At 64.1% G+C, this 21,567-nt stretch carries 20 protein-coding genes; 17 read left to right on the top strand and 3 right to left on the bottom strand.

Annotated elements, in window-relative coordinates:
* The first annotated feature begins 31 nt into the window (after positions 1–31).
* Both ACV1FX_RS22085 and ACV1FX_RS22080 read left to right on the top strand, forming a co-directional pair.
* A complete protein-coding gene (locus ACV1FX_RS22085; protein WP_473119662.1) occupies positions 32–361 on the top strand; it encodes a PRC-barrel domain-containing protein in 330 nt (109 codons plus the stop codon).
* A gap of 179 nt (positions 362–540) precedes the next feature.
* Entirely contained in the window at positions 541–1,671 is a 1,131-nt protein-coding gene (locus ACV1FX_RS22080; RefSeq protein WP_473119661.1) for a glycoside hydrolase family 172 protein, read from the top strand.
* Positions 1,672–1,838: 167 nt separating this feature from the next.
* Here the strand turns inward: ACV1FX_RS22080 and ACV1FX_RS22075 are convergent, their stop codons facing one another.
* Complete coding sequence (locus tag ACV1FX_RS22075; protein ID WP_473119660.1) at positions 1,839–2,747, bottom strand: helix-turn-helix transcriptional regulator; 909 nt, start codon at positions 2,745–2,747, stop codon at positions 1,839–1,841.
* Between the two features lie 122 nt (positions 2,748–2,869).
* On the opposite strand from ACV1FX_RS22075, the gene ACV1FX_RS22070 reads away from it, so the two are divergent.
* The 5 genes from ACV1FX_RS22070 (at position 2,870) to boxB (ending at position 9,202) form a co-directional block, all read left to right on the top strand.
* On the top strand, positions 2,870–4,411 hold the full coding sequence (locus tag ACV1FX_RS22070) for a benzoate-CoA ligase family protein (RefSeq protein WP_473119659.1): 1,542 nt from the start codon (positions 2,870–2,872) through the stop codon (positions 4,409–4,411).
* 46 nt (positions 4,412–4,457) lie between these two features.
* Positions 4,458–5,276 (top strand): alpha/beta fold hydrolase, encoded by an 819-nt coding sequence (locus ACV1FX_RS22065; protein WP_473119658.1) that lies wholly within the window; start codon positions 4,458–4,460, stop codon positions 5,274–5,276.
* Between the two features lie 21 nt (positions 5,277–5,297).
* Positions 5,298–5,816 carry a DUF309 domain-containing protein gene (locus ACV1FX_RS22060; protein ID WP_473119657.1) on the top strand — a complete coding sequence of 173 codons (519 nt, stop codon included), beginning with the start codon at positions 5,298–5,300 and terminating at the stop codon, positions 5,814–5,816.
* A gap of 123 nt (positions 5,817–5,939) precedes the next feature.
* The gene (gene boxC / locus ACV1FX_RS22055) at positions 5,940–7,628 is read left to right on the top strand and encodes a 2,3-epoxybenzoyl-CoA dihydrolase (protein WP_473119656.1); all 1,689 of its coding nucleotides are present in this window, start codon (positions 5,940–5,942) and stop codon (positions 7,626–7,628) included.
* Positions 7,629–7,750: 122 nt separating this feature from the next.
* A complete protein-coding gene (boxB, locus tag ACV1FX_RS22050) occupies positions 7,751–9,202 on the top strand; it encodes a benzoyl-CoA 2,3-epoxidase subunit BoxB (protein ID WP_473119655.1) in 1,452 nt (483 codons plus the stop codon).
* Between the two features lie 181 nt (positions 9,203–9,383).
* Here boxB and ACV1FX_RS22045 read toward each other — a convergent pair whose 3' ends face one another.
* Together ACV1FX_RS22045 and ACV1FX_RS22040 are read right to left on the bottom strand one after the other, a co-directional pair.
* Complete coding sequence (locus ACV1FX_RS22045; RefSeq protein ID WP_473119654.1) at positions 9,384–10,184, bottom strand: SDR family oxidoreductase; 801 nt, start codon at positions 10,182–10,184, stop codon at positions 9,384–9,386.
* 94 nt (positions 10,185–10,278) lie between these two features.
* Positions 10,279–11,337, bottom strand: a complete 1,059-nt coding sequence (locus tag ACV1FX_RS22040) for a polysaccharide deacetylase family protein (protein WP_473119653.1) — start codon at positions 11,335–11,337, stop codon at positions 10,279–10,281.
* A gap of 165 nt (positions 11,338–11,502) precedes the next feature.
* Between ACV1FX_RS22040 and ACV1FX_RS22035 the strand changes: the two genes are divergently transcribed.
* From ACV1FX_RS22035 to phoB, 10 genes are all read left to right on the top strand, one after another.
* Positions 11,503–12,897, top strand: a complete 1,395-nt coding sequence (locus ACV1FX_RS22035) for an OmpA family protein (RefSeq protein ID WP_473119652.1) — start codon at positions 11,503–11,505, stop codon at positions 12,895–12,897.
* 1 nt (position 12,898) lies between these two features.
* Positions 12,899–13,195, top strand: a complete 297-nt coding sequence (locus ACV1FX_RS22030; RefSeq protein WP_473119651.1) for a hypothetical protein — start codon at positions 12,899–12,901, stop codon at positions 13,193–13,195.
* Between the two features lie 474 nt (positions 13,196–13,669).
* Positions 13,670–14,725: a putative bifunctional lysylphosphatidylglycerol flippase/synthetase gene (locus tag ACV1FX_RS22025; protein ID WP_473119650.1), complete on the top strand. Its 1,056-nt coding sequence runs from the start codon at positions 13,670–13,672 to the stop codon at positions 14,723–14,725.
* A 34-nt stretch (positions 14,726–14,759) separates the two neighbouring features.
* On the top strand, positions 14,760–16,058 hold the full coding sequence (locus ACV1FX_RS22020) for an ATP-binding protein (RefSeq protein ID WP_473119649.1): 1,299 nt from the start codon (positions 14,760–14,762) through the stop codon (positions 16,056–16,058).
* 143 nt (positions 16,059–16,201) lie between these two features.
* Positions 16,202–17,212 (top strand): phosphate ABC transporter substrate-binding protein PstS, encoded by a 1,011-nt coding sequence (gene pstS, locus ACV1FX_RS22015; protein ID WP_473119648.1) that lies wholly within the window; start codon positions 16,202–16,204, stop codon positions 17,210–17,212.
* Positions 17,213–17,392: 180 nt separating this feature from the next.
* Entirely contained in the window at positions 17,393–18,382 is a 990-nt protein-coding gene (gene pstC / locus ACV1FX_RS22010) for a phosphate ABC transporter permease subunit PstC (protein WP_473119711.1), read from the top strand.
* Between the two features lies 1 nt (position 18,383).
* The gene (gene pstA / locus ACV1FX_RS22005; protein WP_473119647.1) at positions 18,384–19,229 is read left to right on the top strand and encodes a phosphate ABC transporter permease PstA; all 846 of its coding nucleotides are present in this window, start codon (positions 18,384–18,386) and stop codon (positions 19,227–19,229) included.
* On the top strand, positions 19,226–20,044 hold the full coding sequence (gene pstB / locus ACV1FX_RS22000) for a phosphate ABC transporter ATP-binding protein PstB (protein WP_473119646.1): 819 nt from the start codon (positions 19,226–19,228) through the stop codon (positions 20,042–20,044). The genes pstA and pstB overlap by 4 nt, the downstream gene beginning before the upstream one ends.
* Before the next feature lie 11 nt (positions 20,045–20,055).
* The gene (phoU, locus tag ACV1FX_RS21995) at positions 20,056–20,772 is read left to right on the top strand and encodes a phosphate signaling complex protein PhoU (protein ID WP_027521516.1); all 717 of its coding nucleotides are present in this window, start codon (positions 20,056–20,058) and stop codon (positions 20,770–20,772) included.
* A gap of 14 nt (positions 20,773–20,786) precedes the next feature.
* On the top strand, positions 20,787–21,494 hold the full coding sequence (gene phoB / locus ACV1FX_RS21990) for a phosphate regulon transcriptional regulator PhoB (protein ID WP_473119645.1): 708 nt from the start codon (positions 20,787–20,789) through the stop codon (positions 21,492–21,494).
* Positions 21,495–21,567 lie beyond the last annotated feature (73 nt).

Here is a 21,567-nt window from a genome sequence, read left to right as displayed (position 1 = left end):
CGCACGACACAAGAACCCCAGGGAGCATGCCATGCATACCATGGTTCCCAGCGATCGCGTCGAGCATGTCGCCGTCTTCGGACGCGACGGCGCAAAGCTCGGCACGATCGAGCGCCTGATGCTCGACAAGCTGAGCGGAACGGTCGCCTACGCCGTGATCAAGACCGGCGGACTGCTCGGCACGCATCACCATTACCCCGTCCAGTGGAGCGCGCTGAAATACGATCCGCGTCGCCAGGCCTTCCAGGTCGAGGTGACGCTGGATGAGCTGAGCGCCGGCCCGTGCGAGTTCGACGGCGAGGAGTTCGACTGGGGCGACCGGTCGCGAGCCTATCAGCACCCGAACTACTGGTCGGTGTAGCTGGGCTGTGTCGGGTGGGTTAGCCGAAGGCGTAACCCACCACTTCTGTAAACGCGGAAACGAAAGAGGTGGGTTACGCTTCGCTAACCCACCCTACGACCTGTTTGCATGCTGCCGCACTGACTAGGCTAGTTTCGTGCCTCGATGACCGACCGACGTGCAGCAAGGTAAGACCCACAATGACATTCTCCGGACTAGGCCTCCATCTCGGCAACCTCTCGCGGCTGTCGAACGCGCAGTCGCGCTCGATCAGCCCGGAAAATTTCACCGGCGAGAAAGGCAAGGGCGGCATGGCCGTCGATGGCCCGGCGGCGCCGCAGGCGCGTGACCTCGGACGAGGCTGGAAGATCTCGCCCTATGTCGTCATCGAGCCTGGCGCGACCTTCGCGCTTGCCGATATCGAAGGCGCGGGCGCGATCCAGCAGATCTGGATGACGATTTCGCGCGGCCGTCTGCGCCGCTCCATCCTGCGCATCTATTGGGATGACCAAACGCAACCCAGCGTCGAATGCCCGGTCGGCGATTTCTTTGCCTGTGGCTGGGAGGAATTTGCGCAGGTCTCCTCGCTTGCGGTCTGCGTCAATCCGGGCCGCGGCTTCAACTGCTATTGGGAAATGCCGTTTCGCAGGCGCGCCCGCATCACGCTGGAGAATCGCAACGAGGAGGCGCAGACCATCTACTACCAGATCAACTACACGCTGACGGACGTGCCGGAAGATTGCGCCTACTTCCACGCCCAGTTCCGCCGCAGCAATCCGGTGCCGTACAAGGAGGTCCACACGCTGCTCGATGGTGTCGCCGGGCACGGCCACTATATCGGCACCTACATGGCCTGGGGTTCGAACAACAATGGCTGGTGGGGCGAGGGCGAGATAAAATTCTTCATCGACGGCGACGGTGAATTCCCGACCATTTGCGGCACCGGCACCGAGGATTATTTTGGCGGCGCCTATAATTTCGATCCGCGCGTGCCGTGGCAGCTCGCCAATCCCGGCGCGAGCAGCGGGCCAGCGTCGCGCTATCTCGAATTCACCACGCCTTATGCCGGCCTGCCGCAGGTGATCCGTCCCGACGGCGTCTACAAATCGCAACAGCGCTTTGGCATGTACCGCTGGCACATCCCCGATCCCGTGCGCTTCCAGAGCGATCTGCGCGTGACGATGCAGGCGCTCGGCTGGCGCTCCGGCGTGAAGGAGCCGAAATACCTGCCGTTGCAGGACGACGTCGCCTCAGTCGCGTTCTGGTACCAGACACTGCCGACGGCCCCGTTCCCGGAATTGCCGGGTGTGGATTATCTCGAGGTGGATTAGGCCCGGGACGCAATCGACGGCGCTTGTATGACGTACGCAGTCTACTCATCTCCGTCATTGCGAGCGCAGCGAAGCAATCCAGACTGTCTCCGCGGAAAGATTCTGGATTGCTTCGCTGCGCTCGCAATGACGATATGGCGTCAGCGAGACCTTCGTCGTCGCGCACCCTACAGCGCCACGCTGCGCAGCCCAAATGACCGCGCTTCGTTCTGAAGCACGGGCCGCACCGCATCGATCAGCCGCGCTGCTGCGGCGTCGACACTCAGCCCTGCCGTATCCACCACCGCCGTCGCCCGCGAATAGAGCGGCTCGCGACTGAGCAGGATGTTACGCAGCTCCGTCATTGCGGAGCGGTCGTCGGCCATCGGGCGCAGGTCGCCCTGGCGGCGCACGCGGGCCATGTGCTCTTCGGGCTCGGCTTTCAGCCAGATCGTGTAGAACGAGGACAGGATCTGGTCGAAGGTCAGTGGCTCCGAGACGATGCCGCCGCCGGTGGCGAGCACCATCAGCTCGTTGCGCGCAAGGAGCTGTTGCAGCGCCGCCTGCTCCATGCGGCGAAAGCCTTCCTGGCCGTAGAGCGCGATGATCTCGGCGATCGACAGCCCGTTCTGCTCCTCGATCGCCTTGTTGAGCTCGACGAAGCTCCAGCCGATCTTCTTCGCCAGGATCTTTCCGAGCGTGGACTTGCCGGCGCCGCGCAGGCCGATCAGCGCGATGCCGCAGAACGGCGCGCGCCGCGGCGCCGACGCGCTGCCGCCGGCGAGCAGGTCCTTGGCCTGCGCGATCTGGCCGGGCGTCGCCTTGCGCAGGAGATCGCGGAACATCTGCCAGTCCGGCGTAGGCTCGATTGTCGGCAACAAATCTTCCAGATGCGCGCCCATCGCATTCGACACGCGCCTGAGCAGCACGATCGAGACATTGCCTTTGCCGCTCTCGAGCTGGGCGATGTAGCGTTCGGAAATGCCTGAGACCTTGGCGAGCACCTTGCGCGACATGCCACGCAGTGCGCGCATAGTGCGCACGCGCTGGCCAAGCTGTTCGAGGAATTGGGATTCGGCGTCGGGACTTTCGGTCATTTGCTTTCTTTAGCGGATGTCCGGCGGCGCAATTATCGGAAACATAATGCCTGATGGCATTGACAGCAAGCCGACAGAGTGTCTTTCTATGAATTATAATTCAAAAATCGGGGGAGAAGTCCGTGAGCGAGGCATCCTACAACGCGGTGACCTGGCTGCTCGACCGTAACGTCAGCGAGGGCAGGGGTAGCAAGCTCGTCTTCGACGACACCGTCTCCCGTCTGACCTATGCCGAGCTTCAGCAACAGACCCGGCGCGCGGCGAACATGCTGCGCCGTCTCGGCGTCCGCCGCGAGGAGCGCGTGGCGATGATCATGCTGGACACGATCGATTTTCCGATCGTGTTTTTGGGCGGGATCCGCGCCGGCATCGTGCCGGTGCCACTCAATACGCTGCTGACCGCGGAGCAATACGCCTACATCCTCGCCGACTGCCGCGCACGTGTGCTGTTCGTCTCCGAGGCGCTCTATCCCGTCATCAAGGACATCGTCGGCCGGATGCCGGATCTCGAGCATGTCGTCGTGTCGGGTCAGAAGCAGAACGGTCACAAGCAACTTGCTGAAGAACTCACGGGCGAGAGCGACGATTTCGCGACCGCGGCAACGCATCCGGACGAGCCGGCGTTCTGGCTCTATTCGTCCGGCTCGACCGGCATGCCCAAGGGCGTGCGTCATCTGCACGCGAACTTGCAGGCGACCGCCGATACCTATGCCAAGAAGGTGCTGGGCATCCGCGAGGACGACGTGTGCTTGTCGGCTGCAAAGCTGTTCTTCGCCTATGGCCTCGGCAATGCGCTGACCTTTCCGATGTCGGTCGGCGCCACCACTGTGCTGAACACCGAGCGGCCGACGCCAGCGCGCATGTTCGAGCTGATGAACAAATACAACCCGACCATCTTCTATGGTGTGCCGACGCTATTTGCAGCCATGCTCAATGACGAAGCCGGCAAGCAGGAGCGCGGCGGCAAGGCCCTGCGCATCTGCACCTCCGCCGGCGAGGCACTACCTGAGTCGGTGGGCAATGCCTGGAAGGCGCGCTTCGGCGTCGACATCCTCGACGGTGTCGGCTCGACCGAGCTGTTGCATATCTTCCTGTCGAACGCGCCCGGCGACATCAAATACGGATCATCCGGCAAGCCCGTGCCGGGCTATGCAGTGCGGCTGGTGAATGAAGCCGGCCAGGATGTGCCCGACGGCGAGGTTGGCGAACTGCTGGTCGATGCACCCTCGGCCGGTGAAGGCTACTGGAACCAGCGCCACAAGAGCCGTCGCACCTTCGAAGGTCCGTGGACGCGCACTGGCGACAAATATGTCCGCGACGCCGACGGCCGCTACACCTTCTGCGGACGCTCCGACGACATGTTCAAGGTTTCCGGCATCTGGGTCTCGCCCTTCGAGGTCGAGAGTGCGCTGATCACGCACCCGGCCGTGCTGGAAGCCGCCGTCGTGCCCGAAGCCGATCCCGAAGGCTTGTTGAAGCCAAAGGCATTCGTCGTGCTGCGTCCGGGTACGAAAACGGTGGGTTTGCAGGAGATGCTGAAAGAGCACGTCAAGCAGAAGATCGGCCCCTGGAAATATCCGCGCTGGATCGACGTCGTGGAGTCCTTGCCGAAGACGGCAACCGGCAAGATCCAGCGGTTCAAGCTGCGCGAAGGGGCGAACTAGCTACAGGTCGTCAAGCCCGGGCATGACGACGGAGAAGAGTGACAGCATGACCAACCTCACCGCAACAGGCTTCCTCACCGTCGGCGACGCCAGCCTCGAATACAAATGGCTTGCGCCGAAATCCGCTGATGCGCCCACCATCGTCTTGCTGCATGAGGGGCTCGGCTCGGTCGGCTTGTGGGGAGACTTTCCGGAAAAGCTGCAAGCGGCGACCGGCGCCGGCATCTTCGTCTATTCCCGCGCGGGCTATGGCCAGTCGAGCCCTGTGACCCTGCCGCGGCCGCTCGACTACATGCATCGCGAGGCGCTGGATGTGCTGCCGAAGCTGCTCGACACGATTCCCTTCAACCGGGGCCTGTTGCTCGGCCATTCCGACGGCGCATCGATCGCGACTATTTACGCCGGTTCACATCAGGACCATCGCCTGCAAGGCATCGCGCTGGTCGCGCCGCACTTCATCGTCGAGGACATCTCGGTGAAGTCGATCGCCGAGATCAAGACGATTTACGAGACCACCGATCTCAAGGCAAAACTGGAGCGCTGGCACAAGGACGCCGACAATGCCTTCTACGGCTGGAACGGCGCCTGGCTCGATCCAAAATTCCGCAACTGGGATATTTCCGAGTACCTCGCTTATATCCGCGTGCCCATCCTGATCGTGCAAGGTGTGGATGACCAATACGGGACCATGCGACAGGTCGAGATTGCGCAGGAAGAGTGTTATTGTCCGGTAGATTTGAAAGTCATTTCAGAGGCGGGGCACGCTCCGCATCGTGAAGCGCCGAGGGCGACGCTTGACGCTATTGCAGAATTTGCCCAGGCGGCGTTGCGCGCCGACCGGGGCCTTGAGGGACATGCCGCATGAATCATCGGAGGCTCCGCTCCGATGATTGCGCGACCATTCGTGGCCGGCTCCTTGCCGTGGCCGCAATGGGCCTATGTGCCCGGTGAAACCGATCTCGACGCCGATTGCGAAACGCTTGACGTGGTCAAGGCGCTGGTGCCGCCGGCGTTCCGGGGCCATGTGCCGGCACGGCATCCGGCGCTGCGCTATGGGCTCGCGCTGAACGATCGCGGCTATTTCTGGGAATCGCAGGAGATCCTGGAAGCGGTGTGGGCGGCGGCTCCCCAGCGTGGCCGCGAGCGCATCCTGCTTCGCGCGTGCATCTATGTCGCCAATGCGAACCTGCGGCTGCGCATCGTCAGGCCGCATTCGGCCTCGCGCCTGTTCGGTGAGGCGCTGGAGGAGCTGCGGGAGCTGCGGACGCGCAAGGCGTCCGCAGGCGGCGGCTTCGTCGACCGTTTTCCGACGGAGGCGCTGGTCGCTCTTCTCCAGGCCAAGCTCGGTCGTCCCCTGCTCTCCAAGGCCGATTGGGTCCCGCTCGAGACGATCCCGCGCGCCTGAGCGACCATCATGAAGCAAAATGCATGTAAGATCCATCAAGGACTAGACGCGCGCCAAAATATGCATTATTGTGCATATAACGGTTAAAAACAGACGCGCATAATCAAAACTCAAGGGTGGCTCATGGCCGGGGAAGATCGTCGCCTCGCAGGCGGTGCGACATTCATCGATTTCCAGACCGATCCATCGCGCTACCGGCACTGGAAGCTCGCGGTCGAGGGCGACGTCGCGACGCTGACCATGGATGTCGACGAGAATGGCGGCCTGTTCGAGGGCTACCAGCTCAAGCTCAATTCCTACGATCTCGGCGTCGACATCGAGCTTGCCGATGCGATCCAGCGGCTGCGCTTCGAGCACCCGGACGTGAAGGTCGTCGTGATGCGCTCGGCCAAGAACCGCGTGTTCTGCGCCGGCGCCAACATCCGCATGCTCGCCGGCTCGACCCACGCCCACAAGGTCAACTTCTGCAAATTCACCAACGAGACCCGCAACGGCATGGAGGACTCTTCGGAGAATTCCGGCCAGCGCTTCATTACCGTCGTGAACGGCTCGGCTGCCGGCGGCGGCTACGAGCTGGCGCTCGCCACCGACCACATCATCCTCGCCGATGACGGCTCCTCTGCCGTGGCGCTGCCCGAAGTGCCGTTGCTCGCGGTGCTGCCGGGCACCGGCGGGCTTACGCGCGTCGTCGACAAGCGCAAGGTGCGCCGCGATCACGCCGACTTCTTCTGTACCATCGAGGAAGGCGTGAAGGGCAAGCGCGCCGTCGCCTGGCGGCTGGTCGACGAGATCGCGCCGAACTCCAAGCTCGAGGCGAAGATCACCGAGCGAGCCAAGGAATTTGCTGTCGCCTCGAAACGCAAGGGCAGCGGCAAGGGCATCGCACTGACGCCGCTCGAGCGCATCATCGATGAGACCAGTATCCGCTACGGCTTCGTCAGCGTCGATATCGACCGCGCCGCACGCATTGCGACCATCTCGATCAAGGCGCCGGAGGCCGCGCCGCCGGGCGATATCGACGGCATGATGGCGCAGGGCCCGTCCTTCTGGCCGCTCCAGGTGGCGCGCGAGCTCGACGATGCGATCCTGCACCTGCGCATCAACGAACTCGAGATCGCGATGCTCGTGTTCAAGAGCCACGGCGAGCGCGCCCATGTGCTTGCGTCCGATGCCTTCCTCGAAGCCAACAAGGCGCACTGGCTGGTCAACGAGGTCAGGCATTACTGGAAGCGCGTGCTCAAGCGAATCGACGTCACCTCGCGCACGCTGGTGACACTGGTCGAGCCGGGTTCCTGCTTTGCCGGCACGCTCGCCGAGCTCGTCTTCGCTGCCGACCGCTCCTACATGCTGATCGGCGCGCGCCAGGGTGACAACCGTCCGCCTCCGTCGATCGAGCTCTCCGCGATGAATTTCGGGCCCTATCCGATGAGCCACGGGCTGACCCGCCTGCAATCGCGCTTCCAGGCCGATCCGTCCGATGTGGAGCGCGCGGAAGCCACCGTCGGTACCAGCCTCGACGCCGAGGCGGCCGAGGAGCTCGGCCTCGTCACCTTCGCGCTCGATGACATCGACTGGGACGACGAGGTTCGCGTCTTCCTCGAGGAGCGCGCGAGCTTCTCGCCCGACAGCCTCACGGGCATGGAAGCGAGCCTGCGCTTCGTTGGTCCGGAGACGATGGAGTCAAAAATCTTCGCGCGCCTGACCGCGTGGCAGAACTGGATCTTCCAGCGCCCGAACGCGGTCGGTGAGGAAGGCGCGCTGCGCCGCTACGGCAGCGGCCAGAAGCCGAAATTCGATATGACGCGGGTGTAACGAATTTGCTGCGTCATGGCCGGGCTTGTCCCGGCCATCCACGTGCTTGGCTCAAGGAAGCAAGAACGTGGTGCCCGGCACAAGGCCGGGCATGACGGAAAGAGATCGCAAGGAGCACGGCCATGAACATGAACATCATGAACGTCGACTACTCGACCAAGATTCCCAACAACGTGAATCTCGCCGAAGATCGCCAGGTGCTCAAGGCGCTGGAGGGCTGGCATCCCGGCTACATGGACTGGTGGAGTGACATGGGCCCGGAGGGCTTCCAGGAATCGCTCGTTTACTTGCGCACCGCCTATTCGGTCGATCCGCGCGGCTGGGCCAAGTTCGACTATGTGCGCATGCCCGACTATCGCTGGGGCATTCTGCTTGCTCCGCAGGAAGAAAATCGCGTCGTGCCGTTCGGCGAGCACTATGGCGAGCCGGCCTGGCAGGAGGTCCCAGGCGAGCATCGCGCGATGCTGCGCCGCCTGATCGTGATCCAGGGCGACACCGAGCCCGCCTCCGTCGAGCAGCAGCGACATCTTGGCAAGACCGCGCCCTCGCTTTACGACATGCGCAACCTGTTCCAGGTCAATGTCGAGGAAGGCCGTCACCTCTGGGCGATGGTGTACCTGCTGCAGAAATATTTCGGCCGCGACGGCCGCGAGGAGGCGGACGAATTGTTGCGCCGTCGCTCGGGCGATGCGGATGCGCCGCGCATGCTGGGCGCCTTCAACGAGGCGACGCCGGACTGGCTGTCTTTCTTCATGTTCACCTATTTTACCGACCGTGACGGCAAGATGCAGCTGCACAGCCTCGCACAGTCGGGCTTCGATCCGTTGTCGCGCACCTGCCGCTTCATGCTGACCGAAGAAGCGCACCACATGTTCGTCGGCGAGACCGGCATCACCCGCGTCGTGCAGCGGACCTGCGAGGCGATGCGCGAGGCCGGCATCTCCGATCCCACCGAGATCGCCAAGGTGCGAGCGCTCGGCGTCATCGACCTGCCGACCATCCAGAAGAAGCTGAACCTGCACTATTCGCTGTCGCTCGACCTGTTCGGCTCGGAAGTGTCGACCAACGCCGCCAACGCGTTCAACGCCGGCATCAAGGGCCGCTACAAGGAAACCTCGATCGAGGACGATCACCAGCTCAAGAGTGCGACCTACCCGGTCATGAAGTACGTCGACGGCCAGATCAAGATGGTCGACGAGCCCGCGCTCACCGCGCTCAACATGCGCCTGCGCGACGACTACACCCAGGACTGCGTCAAGGGCATGCTGCGCTGGAACAAGGTGATCTCGACGGCCGGCTATGACTTCAGGCTGACGGTGCCCCACGTTGCCTTCAATCGCCACATTGGCGAGTTCAAGGACGTGCAGGCGACGCCCGAGGGCATCCTGATCGACGACGCCAACTGGGCCAAGCGCAAGGACGACTGGCTGCCGTCGGCGAACGATGGCGACTTCATCGCGTCCCTGATGAAGCCCGTCACCGAGATCGGCCAGTTCGCCTCCTGGATCTCGCCGCCGAAAGTCGGCATCGACAACAAGCCCGGCGATTTCGAGTACGTGAAGATCGAGTCGTAGGGACTGCCACCGAGGCGCGACGACCGCGCAGCACGAATGGGGTCATCACCCGCGAAAGCGGGTGATCCAGTATTCCAGAGACGGCAGAGATAAATCGAGACGCCGCGGCGTACTGGATGCCCCGGCCAAGCCGGGGCATGACGGCGGAGTGTGAGGCGGTTATTTGCCGAACTGCCCCGCCTTATCCCGCGATCTCCAGCCCCGCATTGGCGTACACCACGCCGCCATCGACCGCGATGGTGTTGCCGACCACGTAATCGCCCGCACGCGAGGCGAGATAGATCGCTACGCCTGCCATGTCCTCGTCGGTCCCGATACGCCGTGACGGAATGCGCTTGGCGACATCCTCGGAATGGTCGCGCGCGGCCCGGTTCATGTCGGACTTGAACGCGCCCGGTGCGATCGCAGTGACGTTGATATTGTCCTTGATCAACTTCGTCGCCATGCGACGCGTCAGGTGGATCACGGCGGCCTTGCTGGCGGCGTAGGAATAGGTCTCGCTCGGATTGACGAAGATGCCGTCGACCGAGGCGATGTTGATGACCTTGGCGGGACGCTCGTGCGAGGCCGACGCGCGCAGCGGTTTCGCCAGCGCCTTGGTCAGGAAGAAAAGCGACTTGACGTTGAGGTCCATCACCTTGTCCCAGCCGCTCTCGGGGAAATCGTCGAATTCCGCGCCCCAGGCGGCGCCGGCATTGTTGACGAGGATGTCGAGCTTCGGCTCCAGCTTGATGATTTCGCCGGCGAGCTTGTTGCAGCCTTCGACGGTCGAGATGTCGATCGGCAGCGCGATGCATTCGCCGTCATATTGCGCGGACAGCTCGTTGGCAGTCGCTTCGCACGCCGCCGCCTTGCGCGCCGTGATGTAGACCTTCGCCGCGCCCTGGCTGAGGAAGCCTGCCGCGATCATCTTGCCGATGCCACGCGACCCGCCGGTGACGAGCGCAACGCGGCCCTTGAGTGAGAACAGATCCGTGAACATGACGCCTCCCTTGGTTGCCGCTCGTTGTGGGCGGGGCGGGAAGGGGAGTCAAGGAACCCCCGCGATGTCGTCCCGGCGAAAGCCAGGACGACAGTTACGCCGCCGCAAACCGGCGGAAGCCGTTCCACATTGCGGTGGCAGCGCCCGAGGTCAGCACCGGCAGGATGCGGGCGTCCTGGTAGTTGCCGTTGAGCGAAACGCGCGGCAGTGCGGTCGGGTGGCCGGCATTCTCGGCGAACAGCATGCCGGGGCGCGTCGTCACCGCAGTCTTGAAGCCGCTGGCCGCGGCCAGCGCGAATTCGCGTTCGCCGGCGGCATGACGGTCGCCATAGGGATAGGCGAAGTGCTGCACAGGGCGGCCGATTGCGTTCTCGATCCGCACGCGGCTCACCGCCATCTCCTGCGCTGCGATCTCCTCGGTCTGCCTCGCGAGGTTGCAATGGCTGATGGTATGGGCGCCGATCGCGACCTGCTGATCCGCGGCCAGCGCCTTTAGCTCGTCCCAGGACAGACAGAGGTCGCGACAGAGCGCCGGCATGTCGACATCGTACTTCGCACAGAGCGCCGTGATCTCGCGCTCGAGGTCGTGCTCGCCCGGCAACGCGCGCAGCCAGTCATGCAGGCGGTCGAATGCCGCCTGCTTTGCAGGTGCGGTCGTGGCATCGAGCCGTAATGCGGCGTTGCCGATCTGCACCTCGATATCGCTCGCCTTGGCGATGATGGTCTCAAGCGCGATCCACCAGAGACGGCCGGTGCCCTCGGCGAAATCGCTCGCGACATAGATGGTCGAAGGTGCGCCGAATTCGCGCAGCAGGGGAAGCGCAAAATCCCGGTTGTCGCGATAGCCGTCGTCGAACGTGAAGGCAGCGAAGCGGCGGGTGAACCGCCCCTGCGCCAGCCGCGCGTGCAATTCGTCCATCGAGACGATGTCGATGTCGTGCGAGCGCAGATGGCGCAGCGTGGCGCGCAGAAAGTCCGGCGTGACTTCGAGATGCCGGTTGGGCTGGAACGCATCCTCCCGGGGCGGCCGCACATGGTGCAGCATGAAAATGGCACCGACGCCGGCGAGCAGCGGCCGCAGCAGATGGTGCGCCCCGCTGAAATAGAGTGCTTCCAGCCCGACGCGGATGACGTTGTTGCGCAGTTGTTTCATTGAAGGCTGGTCGACCCCCGGCAGTCCGTGGTCAACCTAGGGGGGAACCCTTGAAGAAAAAGTTAGTCCGGTTGCTTACCCGGAGCCTTCACATGGCCGCCATTTCCGGTTTGACAGCCCGCCAAGGGTTTGTTTTGTCTCCGGTTCCAGAGTTCGGGTCGTCGAATGCAGAAGCTTTTCAGGTGGGCCAGCAAATGGTGGCCGGGGTTGATCCCCCTGGCCGTCATGTGGGGAATTGCGGCCTGGAATAACACCTTGCCGCTGGAAGCCGATTTGTCCGCCCGCTCGGCCGCCGCGCTCAAGAATACCGTCCTGGACAAGGCCCGGATTGCCGTGGCCGGCCGCGACGTCGGCTTTGCCGCCGAAGCGTTCTCGGAGGAGGGCCGCCGCGACGCCGTCATGGCGGTCGAAACCGTGCCGGGCGTGCGCCTGGTCGATGACCAGACGCGGCTGGTTCCCGAGGCCAAGCCCTTCGTCTGGAACGCCGAGCGGGACGTCGTTCGGGTCACGCTGTCCGGCAGCGCGCCGCTACCGGGGGTCAAGGGCCGCCTGGTGGAGGCCGCCCGCAAAGACCTCGGCGGCATCGAGGTCGCCGATCAGATGGGATTGGCGCGCGGCGCGCCACCACGCTTCGAGACTGCCGCGATGCTCCTGCTCGACCAGGTCGGCAAGCTCAAGGACGGAAAGATCACGATCTCCGACAGCCAGGTCAGCCTGTCCGGCATGGCGCGCGAGCTCGGCGGCCGCGAGGCCATTGCGGCGGCGCTGAAGAATTTGCCTGAGGGCTTTTCGGTCGCCGCCAACGACATCAAGGCACCGCCCTATATCTTCCAGGCCTACAAGGATCCGGTCGCCGCGACCGTGACGCTGACCGGCTACGTCCCCGACAACAATATCCATGCGGCCATCGCGACGGCGGCTGGGCGAAAATTCTTCGGCGAGAAGGTCGTCGACAATCTCAAGGCCAGCATCGGCGCGCCTGCTTCGTTCGGCAATTCGGTGGTCGCCGCGCTTGGGGCCCTGTCACGGCTGTCGACCGGTACGCTGGTGGTGACCGATCGCGAGGTGAAACTGTCGGGTGATGCGCTCTATGAGGGCGCGGCCGCCGACATCCGCGCAGGCCTCGGCAAGGATTTTCCCAAGACCTGGCAGTACAAGCCGGAAATCACCGTGAAGCCCGCCGCAGGCCCGGTCGATGGCACGGTCTGCCAGCAGCTGTTTTCCGAGCTGCTGACCAAGGGCAACATCCGCTTCGAGCCGAAGCGCGCCACGATCGACCCGGATTCCGCGGGCCTGCTCGATCACCTCATCGAAACGGCGCTGCGCTGCCCGAATACCACGATTGAAGTCGCCGGCCACACCGATTCCGACGGCGAGGACGCCTTCAACCAGGCGCTGTCGGAAAAGCGCGCCCAAGCCGTGATCGACTATCTCGTCAAGGCGGGCCTGCCGGCCGATCGCTTCACCGCGGTTGGCTATGGCAGCACGCAGCCGGTCGCCGGCAACGATACCGACGAAGGCAAGGCGCAAAACCGCCGCATCGAATTTCTGGTGAGGTGACATGTCCTTTCTGTTGTCGTTCCATTGGGGTTGGCTGGTCGGATCGCTGCTGCTCGGGTTGGCGATGGGCTGGATCTCGGTGGTCCAGCGCGGCAACGGCACCTCGAAAGTGCTGGCGCGCTGGCTCGCTGTCCTCGTGGCCGCCCTCGTCGCGGCCTCGCTCGCCCGCGTGATCCCCGGCCGTTTCGGCTACTGGCTCGACCTCGGCCTCGTCATGTTCGGCTGCTATCTCGTCGGCTGCACCATTGGTGCATGTCTGCGCGACTGGGTCGTCTCTCGCAGCGCACCCGCGGCTTGAGCCTTGCGACTGCGCGCTGCCTATGCGCCAGGCAGTGCTGACTGCCCTGGTGACTGCACCTTGGGCGCCGCACACGGCCGCGGCGCTTCGGCGCATGCCAAACCAGCGCTCCCGCCTGCCTTTCCACCGCCGATCGCGGGCCGAAAGATTGACGCCGGCTTAAGCCGCGGTGGAACATTGCCGGCCTGAAATCATCAAAACTTCACGGCCCATACGCAGGATCACGATAGAGATTCGGCAGAGGCCGCGGCGAGAAAGAGCCAAACGGTGCAAGACAAGCGCGGACGCCCGCCTAAAATATTGAAGAAACGCGTTTTTGTGCTTATTGGCGAATTCCACTCCGGCCCAAAACGCGCTACTGGAGGGACGGGGGGCATGCGCGTAGCTGGAGCCGGTGCCAAGGGGTTGCCGACCACCTGCACGTCCGCCAATTCGCCGGCCGACACGGCCGCGGAAGCGTAGTTCGAGGTCTAGATGCTGGAAGCCATACGCAGGGCGATGACGTTTCTGCGCCAGAAGCAAATCCTGCATAAGCTTGGCGTCGTGATCAGCGTAACGGTCATCGGCATCGCTTGCTACGTGCTCTACCACATGCTGCGCGGCATCGACTTCAACGAGGTGGTCGAGGCGATCAAGAGCACCGAGCCGAGCCAGATCGCGATGGCGGCGCTGTTCGTGGCCGCCGGCTATTTCACCCTGACCTTCTACGATCTGTTTGCGACGCGCGCGATCGGCCACGCCCATGTGCCCTACCGCATCAATGCGCTCGCCGCCTTCACCAGCTACTCGATCGGCCACAATGTCGGTGCCAGCGTCTTCACCGGCGGCGCGGTGCGTTATCGCATCTACTCGGCCTGGGGCCTCAATGCGATCGACGTCGCCAAGATCTGCTTCCTCGCCGGCCTGACCTTCTGGCTCGGCAACGCCGCGGTGCTCGGTCTCGGTATCACCTATCACCCCGAGGCTGCGGCCTCGATCGATCAACTCCCGCCCTGGCTCAACCGGCTGGTCGCGATGGCCATCATCGTGGCGCTGGTCGCCTATGTCGTCTGGGTCTGGACCCAGCCGCGCGTAGTCGGTCGTGGTCCCTGGACGGTGGTGCTGCCGGGCGGTCCGCTGACGCTGCTCCAGATCGCGATCGGCATCGTCGATCTCGGCTTCTGTGCCCTCGCAATGTACGTGCTGGTCCCCGACGAGCCCAACCTCGGCTTTGTCGTCGTTGCGGTGATCTTCGTCTCCGCCACGCTGCTCGGCTTCGCCAGCCATTCGCCCGGAGGCCTCGGCGTGTTCGACGCCGCCATGCTGGTCGGGCTGTGGCAGATGGACCGCGAGGAACTCCTCGGCGGAATGCTGCTGTTCCGCGTCCTCTATTATCTTTCGCCTTTTGTCATATCTGTAATCTTGCTGACGTTTCGGGAGGTTATCATCGGCGCTCGATCGAAACGCCTGCAGCAGGCTGCCCTCAAGCTCGATCCCGGTCCCGCGCGCGAAGCCGCTTATGTGAGAGAGCGCAGCGACAAGAGCGTCTGACCGGCCGACAATCCCCAAGGAGAAGCCTGCCCCGATGGCGATCGACGCACACCCTTCTCCCTCGGTCCAGCCCTGGTCCGATCGGCTGCGGCATTCCGCGATCATCCTGATCGCGGCGGCGCTCGCGCTGGCGGTCGTGGTCTCGCTCGGGGAGCTGTCGGTCACGCGGGCTGTGGCGGTGTTTCTCTGCATCGCGGCGGCGGCGCTGATCCCTTGGCGGCTGCACGACACCGCAGCCTCGCGCGACGATGTTCGGCGCATCAACCCCGTGGAAAGCGCGGCAGTCGCCGCGGTGGTCTCGGGCATGCCGGACCCGGCCGTGCTGCTCGACCGCGCAGGGCGTGTCATCCATCTCAATGCCGCTGCAGCCCAGCTCGCGCCGGCGTTGCGCAAGAACGAGCTCGCCCAGTTCGCGCTGCGCTCGCCGGAGATCATCACCGCGCTGCGCGAGGCGATCGCAACCAGCGAGCCGCGCCGCGCCGACTATCTCGACCATGTGCCGGTCGACCGCTGGATGGAGCTGATCATCACGCCGGTGCCGGTGCCGACCACGTTCGGCGGCGCCGACAAATGCATGCTGATGACCTTCCACGACCAGACGCCGCTGCGCCGGGTCGAGGAGATGCGCGCCGATTTCGTCGCCAATGCCAGCCACGAGCTGCGCACGCCGCTCGCTGCGCTCTCCGGCTTCATCGATACGCTCCAGGGCCAGGCCAAGGACGATCCGAAGGCGCGCGAGCGCTTCCTCGGCATCATGCACACCCAGGCGACCCGCATGGCCCGGCTGATCGACGACCTGTTGTCGCTGTCGCGGGTCGAATTGTCGGCGCATGTCCGGCCCGATACGCTCGTCGATGTCGTGCCGATCATCCGCCAGGTCGCCGATGGGCTCGAACCGCTGGCGCGCGAGCGGCAGGTGGTCGTCGAGATCGATTTGCCGGATACGGCGGTGATGATCGCGGGCGACCGCGAGGAACTGTTGCGTCTGTTCGAGAACCTGATCGAGAACGCACTGAAATACGGCGCCTCGGGCGGGCGGGTGATCGTCTCGCTCACCATGGTCACGGCAGCCGACGGCTCGCCGGAAATCCGCGTCATGGTGCGTGACTTCGGACCCGGAATTGCGCCGGAACATCTGCCGCGGCTGACCGAGCGCTTCTACCGGGTCGACGTCGGCGATAGCCGCTCGCAGGGCGGGACGGGCCTTGGATTATCGCTGGTGAAACATATTGTTAACCGGCATCGCGGCCGGCTTTTGATCGAAAGCGTGCTCAAGCAGGGCGCCACTTTCACCGCCTGTTTTCCCCAGGTCAGGCCCCCCGCCTCAAGCTGAAAAGCAAGCCTTTTCAGTCGCTTGAGCCTGTCATCCGACTGTCATGAAACCTTCGTAAAAGCACTACCGACTGCTCCTAAAGGGGCGGCGCGGGAGCGCGATCGGGCGCGCATGGCGCTTCGCTCCCCACTATGGAGACCAGCATGAATTTCATCAAAACCATCGTCGCTGCTGGCTTGATGGCCGCATCGACGTCGGCCTTCGCTGCCGACATCACCGGCGCCGGCGCGACCTTCCCGTTCCCGATCTATTCGAAGTGGGCTGACGCCTACAAGAAGGAGACCGGCAACGGCCTGAACTACCAGTCGATCGGCTCCGGCGGCGGCATCAAGCAGATCCAGGCCAAGACCGTGACCTTCGGTGCGACCGACGCTCCGCTCAAGGCCGAGCAGCTCGACAAGGATGGCCTCGCGCAGTGGCCGATGGTGATGGGCGCGATCGTTCCCGTGGTCAACATCGAGGGCGTGAAGGCCGGTGAGCTGGTGTTCGACGGCGAGACGCTCGCCAACGTCTATCTCGGCAAGATCACCAAGTGGGATGATGCCGCGATCAAGAAGCTCAATCCGAACGTGAAGCTGCCTTCCGAGGCGATCACGGTCGTGCGCCGCTCCGACGGTTCGGGCACCACCTTCAACTTCACCAACTACCTCTCCAAGGCCAGCGCGGACTGGAAGAGCAAGGTCGGCGAGGGCACGGCGGTCGAATGGCCGGTCGGCGTCGGCGCCAAGGGCAACGAAGGCGTGTCGGGCAACATCAGCCAGACCAAGAACTCGATCGGCTATGTCGAGTACGCCTATGCCAAGCAGAATAAGCTGACCTACACCGGCCTCGTCAACAAGGCCGGCAAGCCGGTGCAGCCGACGGTCGAGGCGTTCCAGGCGGCCGCTTCCAACGCCGATTGGTCCAAGGCGCCCGGCTACTACGTGATCCTGACCGACCAGCCCGGCGACAAGTCCTGGCCGATCACCGCGGCGACCTTCATCCTCATGCACAAGGATGCGACCGACAAGGCCGCCTCGCAGGAAGCCATCAAGTTCTTCCGCTGGGCGTTCAAGAACGGCGGCAAGGCGGCCGAGGAGCTCGACTACATCCCGATGCCCGACAGCGTCGTCCAGCTGATCGAGAAGACCTGGGCTGCTGAGATCAAGAGCTGATCGAAACGGCTCTCGTGTCCCGGATGCGGTGCGGCATGAAATGACGCACCGCTAAGCCGGGACCCGGTAGACCTTGATGCCCCGGATCAGCGTCGTGCCGCTTTCGCGTTGCGCCGCATCCGGGGCACGAGACCGACAATAAGCGTAAGTAAACTGGTACAGGGGATCGGCGTGGCAGAGATGGCCGTTCAGAGCGATATCGTCGACGACGCCGGACCGTATGATCGCGCCAAGGCCCTGAGCGCGTTCAAGCTCGGCGACGTGACCTTCTACTGGATCACGCGGCTCAGCGCGATCTCGGTGCTCCTGATCTTGGGAGGCATCATCCTGTCGCTGATCGTCGGTGCCTTCCCGGCGATGAAAGAATACGGCCTCTCCTTCCTGTGGACGCAGCGCTGGGCGCCGTCGGCCGATCCGCCGGTGCTCGGCGCGCTCGGGCCGATGTACGGCACGCTCGTCACCTCCTTCATTGCGATGCTGATCGCCATTCCCGTCGGACTCGGCATTGCGATCTTCCTCACCGAGCTCTGCCCGCAATGGCTGCGCCGCCCGATCGGCATGGCGGTCGAACTGCTCGCCGGCATTCCCTCGATCATCTACGGTATGTGGGGCTTCTTCGTGCTGGGCCCGTTCCTGGCCAACACTTTCCAGCCCTTCATGATCAAGCTGTTCGACGGCGTTCCGGTGCTGGGAGCGATCTTCGCCGGCCCACCATCCTATCTCAGCCTGTTCAACGCCTCGCTGATCCTCGCGATCATGGTGCTGCCCTTCATCACCTCGATCTCGGTCGACGTGTTCAAGACCGTGCCGCCGGTGCTCAAAGAGGCTGCCTACGGCGTCGGCTGCACCACCTGGGAGGTCGTGCGCAGCGTGGTGATCCCCTATACCCGCGTCGGCATTATCGGCGGCGTCATGCTGGCGCTGGGCCGCGCGCTTGGCGAGACCATGGCGGTGACCTTCATCATCGGCAACTCCTTCCGCATCTCGTCCTCGATCTTCGCGCCGGGCACCACGATCTCGGCGGCGATCGCATCCGAGTTCGCCGAGAGCGACGGCCTGCATCAGTCCGGCCTGATCCTGCTCGGCCTGCTTCTGTTCGTGTTGACGTTCTTCGTGCTCGCAGGCGCGCGGCTGATGCTGCTGCGGCTGGAAAAGAAGGCGGGGAACTAACATGAACCCGATCTATGCACGCCGCCGCCGCAAGGACATCGTCATCCGCGGTCTCTGCATCGGTGCCGCCGCCTTCGGCGTCACCTGGCTCGCGCTGATTCTGATCACGCTGCTCTACAACGGCCTCACCGGTCTGAACCTTCAGATCTTCGCCGCGGACACTCCGCCTCCGGGCTCGACCGAGGGCGGCCTGCGCAACGCCATCGTCGGCTCGATCATCATGACCGTGATCGGCGTCGGCATCGGCGCGCCGCTCGGCCTGTTCGCCGGCACCTATCTCGCCGAATACGGCCGCAACGACAAGCTGACCTCGGTGATCCGCTTCATCAACGACATCCTTTTGTCTGCGCCCTCGATCATCATCGGCTTGTTCATCTATGGCGCGGTGGTGGTGCCGATGCGCGGCTTCTCGGCAATCGCCGGCGCGCTGGCGCTCGCCGTCATCGTGATCCCGGTGGTGCTGCGCACGACCGAGGACATGCTGCTGCTGGTGCCGAACGCGCTGCGCGAAGCGGCTTCCGCGCTCGGCCTGCCGCGCTCGCTGGTGATCAAGCGGATCGCCTACCGCGCGGCGCGCTCCGGCCTCATCACCGGCGTGCTGCTGGCGACTGCCCGCGTCGCCGGCGAGACCGCGCCGCTGCTCTTCACCGCGCTCTCGAACCAGTTCTTCAGCCTCAGCCTGAACAAGACGATGGCGAACCTGCCGGTGACCATCAACAATTTCGTGCAGAGCCCCTACGCCTACTGGAAGCAGCTGGCCTGGAGTGGGGCGCTGCTGATCACCCTGACCGTGCTTGCCCTGAACATTGGCGCGCGCATTCTAGGCGCCGAGAGGACTGCAAAATGAGCGATCTGTCCGTTTCCGTAAGTTCCACAGGGCGTCAGGCCTCGCCGATACTGCCCGAGGCTCCGGCCAAGGTGACGGTGCGCAACCTCAATTTCTATTACGGCGAGCACCACGCGCTGAAGAACATCAACATGACGCTCGGCACCAACCGCGTCACGGCGTTCATCGGCCCGTCCGGCTGCGGCAAGTCGACCCTGCTGCGCATCTTCAACCGGATGTATGACCTCTATCCGGGCCAGCGCGCCACCGGTCAACTCATGCTCGACCAGACCAATATCCTCGACTCCAAGCTCGACCTCAACCTGCTGCGAGCCCGGGTCGGCATGGTGTTCCAGAAGCCGACGCCGTTCCCGATGACGATCTACGAGAACATTGCCTTCGGCATCCGCCTTTACGAGAAGATCTCCAAGTCGGAGATGGACGACCGGGTCGAGAAGGCGCTGCGCGGCGGCGCGCTGTGGAACGAGGTCAAGGACAAGCTCAACGCCTCCGGCCTGTCGCTCTCCGGCGGCCAGCAGCAGCGTCTCTGCATCGCCCGCACCGTGGCGGTCCGTCCCGAGGTGATCCTGTTCGACGAGCCGTGCTCGGCGCTCGATCCGATCTCGACCGCCAAGGTTGAGGAACTGATCCAGGAGCTTGCCGAGAACTACACGATCGCGATCGTCACCCACAACATGCAGCAGGCGGCGCGCGTCTCCGACAAGACCGCCTTCATGTATCTCGGCGAGTTGATCGAGTTCGACGAGACCAGCAAGATCTTCACGTCGCCCAGCGACCGGCGTACCCAAGACTACATCACCGGCCGCTTCGGCTGAGGAGACAGGAAATGGCTTCTGAACATACCGCAAAGGCCTTCGACACCGACCTGCAGGAGCTCACGCGGCTCGTTGCGGAGATGGGCGGCCTTGCCGAGCGCATGATCGTCGATTCCGTCGATGCGCTGATCCGCCGTGACGTCGCGCTCGGCCAGCGCGTGGTGGCGACCGACGCCGAGATCGACGCGCTGCAGAAGAAGATCGAGGAGCGCGCCGTGCTCACGATCGCGCGCCGCCAGCCGATGGCGGTCGACCTGCGCGAGATCGTCGGCGCCATGCGCGTCGCGACCGATCTGGAGCGGATCGGCGATCTCGCCAAGAACATGGGCAAGCGCGTGGCCGCGCTCGAGACCGATTTCCATCCGCTGAAGCTGTTCCGCGGCCTGGAACACATGACCGACCTCGTGCAGCAGCAGGTCAAGTCGGTCCTCGACGCCTATGCCGCGCATGACCTGCCGGCGGCGATGATGGTGTGGAAGGGCGACGAGGAAGTCGACGCGATCTGCACCTCGCTGTTCCGCGAGCTCCTCACCTACATGATGGAGGATCCGCGTAACATCTCGTTCTGCATCCACCTGATGTTCTGCGCCAAGAACATCGAGCGGATCGGCGATCATGCGACCAACATCGCCGAAACCGTCTTCTACATGATCGAAGGTCAGGCCATCGCGGACAAGCGTCCGAAGGGCGACATGACCACCTTCGCCACGACTGTGCCGAACACTTAAGGAGCGACGACGCCATGGGCGCACGCATTCTGGTTGTTGAGGACGAGGAAGCGCTGACCGAGCTGTTGCGCTACAACCTCGAAGGCGACGGCTACGATGTCGAGACGGTGATGCGCGGCGACGACGCCGACACCCGCCTCAAGGAGCACATTCCGGACCTGATCGTGCTCGACTGGATGCTGCCGGGGTTGTCCGGCATCGAGCTGTGCCGCCGCCTGCGCACCCGTCCCGACACCAAGCAGCTCCCGATCATCATGCTTACCGCACGCGGCGAAGAGAGCGAGCGGGTGAGGGGACTTGCGACCGGTGCGGACGACTACATCGTCAAGCCGTTCTCGGTGCCGGAGCTCTTGGCACGCGTGAAAGGCCTTTTGCGGCGTGCGAGCCCAGAGCGGCTTGCGTCCATCCTCGCCTATGGCGACATCGAGCTCGACCGCGAGAAGCGCCGCGTCGCGCGCTCCGGGCGGCCGATCGACCTCGGTCCGACCGAATATCGCCTCCTGGAGTTCTTCCTGGAGCATCCCGGCCGCGTGTTCTCGCGCGAGCAGCTGCTCGACAGTGTCTGGGGCCGCGACATCTATATCGACGAGCGCACCGTCGACGTCCACATCGGGCGCCTGCGCAAGCTGCTCAATCTCGGCCGCGAGCAGGACCCGATCCGCACCGTCCGCGGCGCCGGCTACGCGCTGGATGATCGGTTTGCGAAGGCGGAACAGACGTAAAAAAAACGCGCCGGATAGCGCGCTGACATTCCTCGACCAGGCGTCCCGGCCTTGCGCCGGGACGTTGTCGTTT

This window comes from Bradyrhizobium ingae (genome assembly GCF_055791185.1).
The sequence above is the reverse complement of the archived record's forward strand: the minus strand, read 5'-3'. Positions and strand labels throughout refer to the sequence as shown.

Coding starts and splice junctions, on each gene's coding strand:
- ACV1FX_RS22085 (WP_473119662.1), top strand. CDS start 32: ATGCATACCATGGTTCCCAGCGATCGCGTCGAGCATGTCGCCGTCTTC.
- ACV1FX_RS22080 (WP_473119661.1), top strand. CDS start 541: ATGACATTCTCCGGACTAGGCCTCCATCTCGGCAACCTCTCGCGGCTG.
- ACV1FX_RS22075 (WP_473119660.1), bottom strand. CDS start 2,747: ATGACCGAAAGTCCCGACGCCGAATCCCAATTCCTCGAACAGCTTGGC.
- ACV1FX_RS22065 (WP_473119658.1), top strand. CDS start 4,458: ATGACCAACCTCACCGCAACAGGCTTCCTCACCGTCGGCGACGCCAGC.
- ACV1FX_RS22060 (WP_473119657.1), top strand. CDS start 5,298: ATGATTGCGCGACCATTCGTGGCCGGCTCCTTGCCGTGGCCGCAATGG.
- boxC (WP_473119656.1), top strand. CDS start 5,940: ATGGCCGGGGAAGATCGTCGCCTCGCAGGCGGTGCGACATTCATCGAT.
- boxB (WP_473119655.1), top strand. CDS start 7,751: ATGAACATGAACATCATGAACGTCGACTACTCGACCAAGATTCCCAAC.
- ACV1FX_RS22045 (WP_473119654.1), bottom strand. CDS start 10,184: ATGTTCACGGATCTGTTCTCACTCAAGGGCCGCGTTGCGCTCGTCACC.
- ACV1FX_RS22040 (WP_473119653.1), bottom strand. CDS start 11,337: ATGAAACAACTGCGCAACAACGTCATCCGCGTCGGGCTGGAAGCACTC.
- ACV1FX_RS22035 (WP_473119652.1), top strand. CDS start 11,503: ATGCAGAAGCTTTTCAGGTGGGCCAGCAAATGGTGGCCGGGGTTGATC.
- ACV1FX_RS22030 (WP_473119651.1), top strand. CDS start 12,899: ATGTCCTTTCTGTTGTCGTTCCATTGGGGTTGGCTGGTCGGATCGCTG.
- ACV1FX_RS22025 (WP_473119650.1), top strand. CDS start 13,670: ATGCTGGAAGCCATACGCAGGGCGATGACGTTTCTGCGCCAGAAGCAA.
- ACV1FX_RS22020 (WP_473119649.1), top strand. CDS start 14,760: ATGGCGATCGACGCACACCCTTCTCCCTCGGTCCAGCCCTGGTCCGAT.
- pstS (WP_473119648.1), top strand. CDS start 16,202: ATGAATTTCATCAAAACCATCGTCGCTGCTGGCTTGATGGCCGCATCG.
- pstC (WP_473119711.1), top strand. CDS start 17,393: ATGGCCGTTCAGAGCGATATCGTCGACGACGCCGGACCGTATGATCGC.
- pstA (WP_473119647.1), top strand. CDS start 18,384: ATGAACCCGATCTATGCACGCCGCCGCCGCAAGGACATCGTCATCCGC.
- pstB (WP_473119646.1), top strand. CDS start 19,226: ATGAGCGATCTGTCCGTTTCCGTAAGTTCCACAGGGCGTCAGGCCTCG.
- phoU (WP_027521516.1), top strand. CDS start 20,056: ATGGCTTCTGAACATACCGCAAAGGCCTTCGACACCGACCTGCAGGAG.
- phoB (WP_473119645.1), top strand. CDS start 20,787: ATGGGCGCACGCATTCTGGTTGTTGAGGACGAGGAAGCGCTGACCGAG.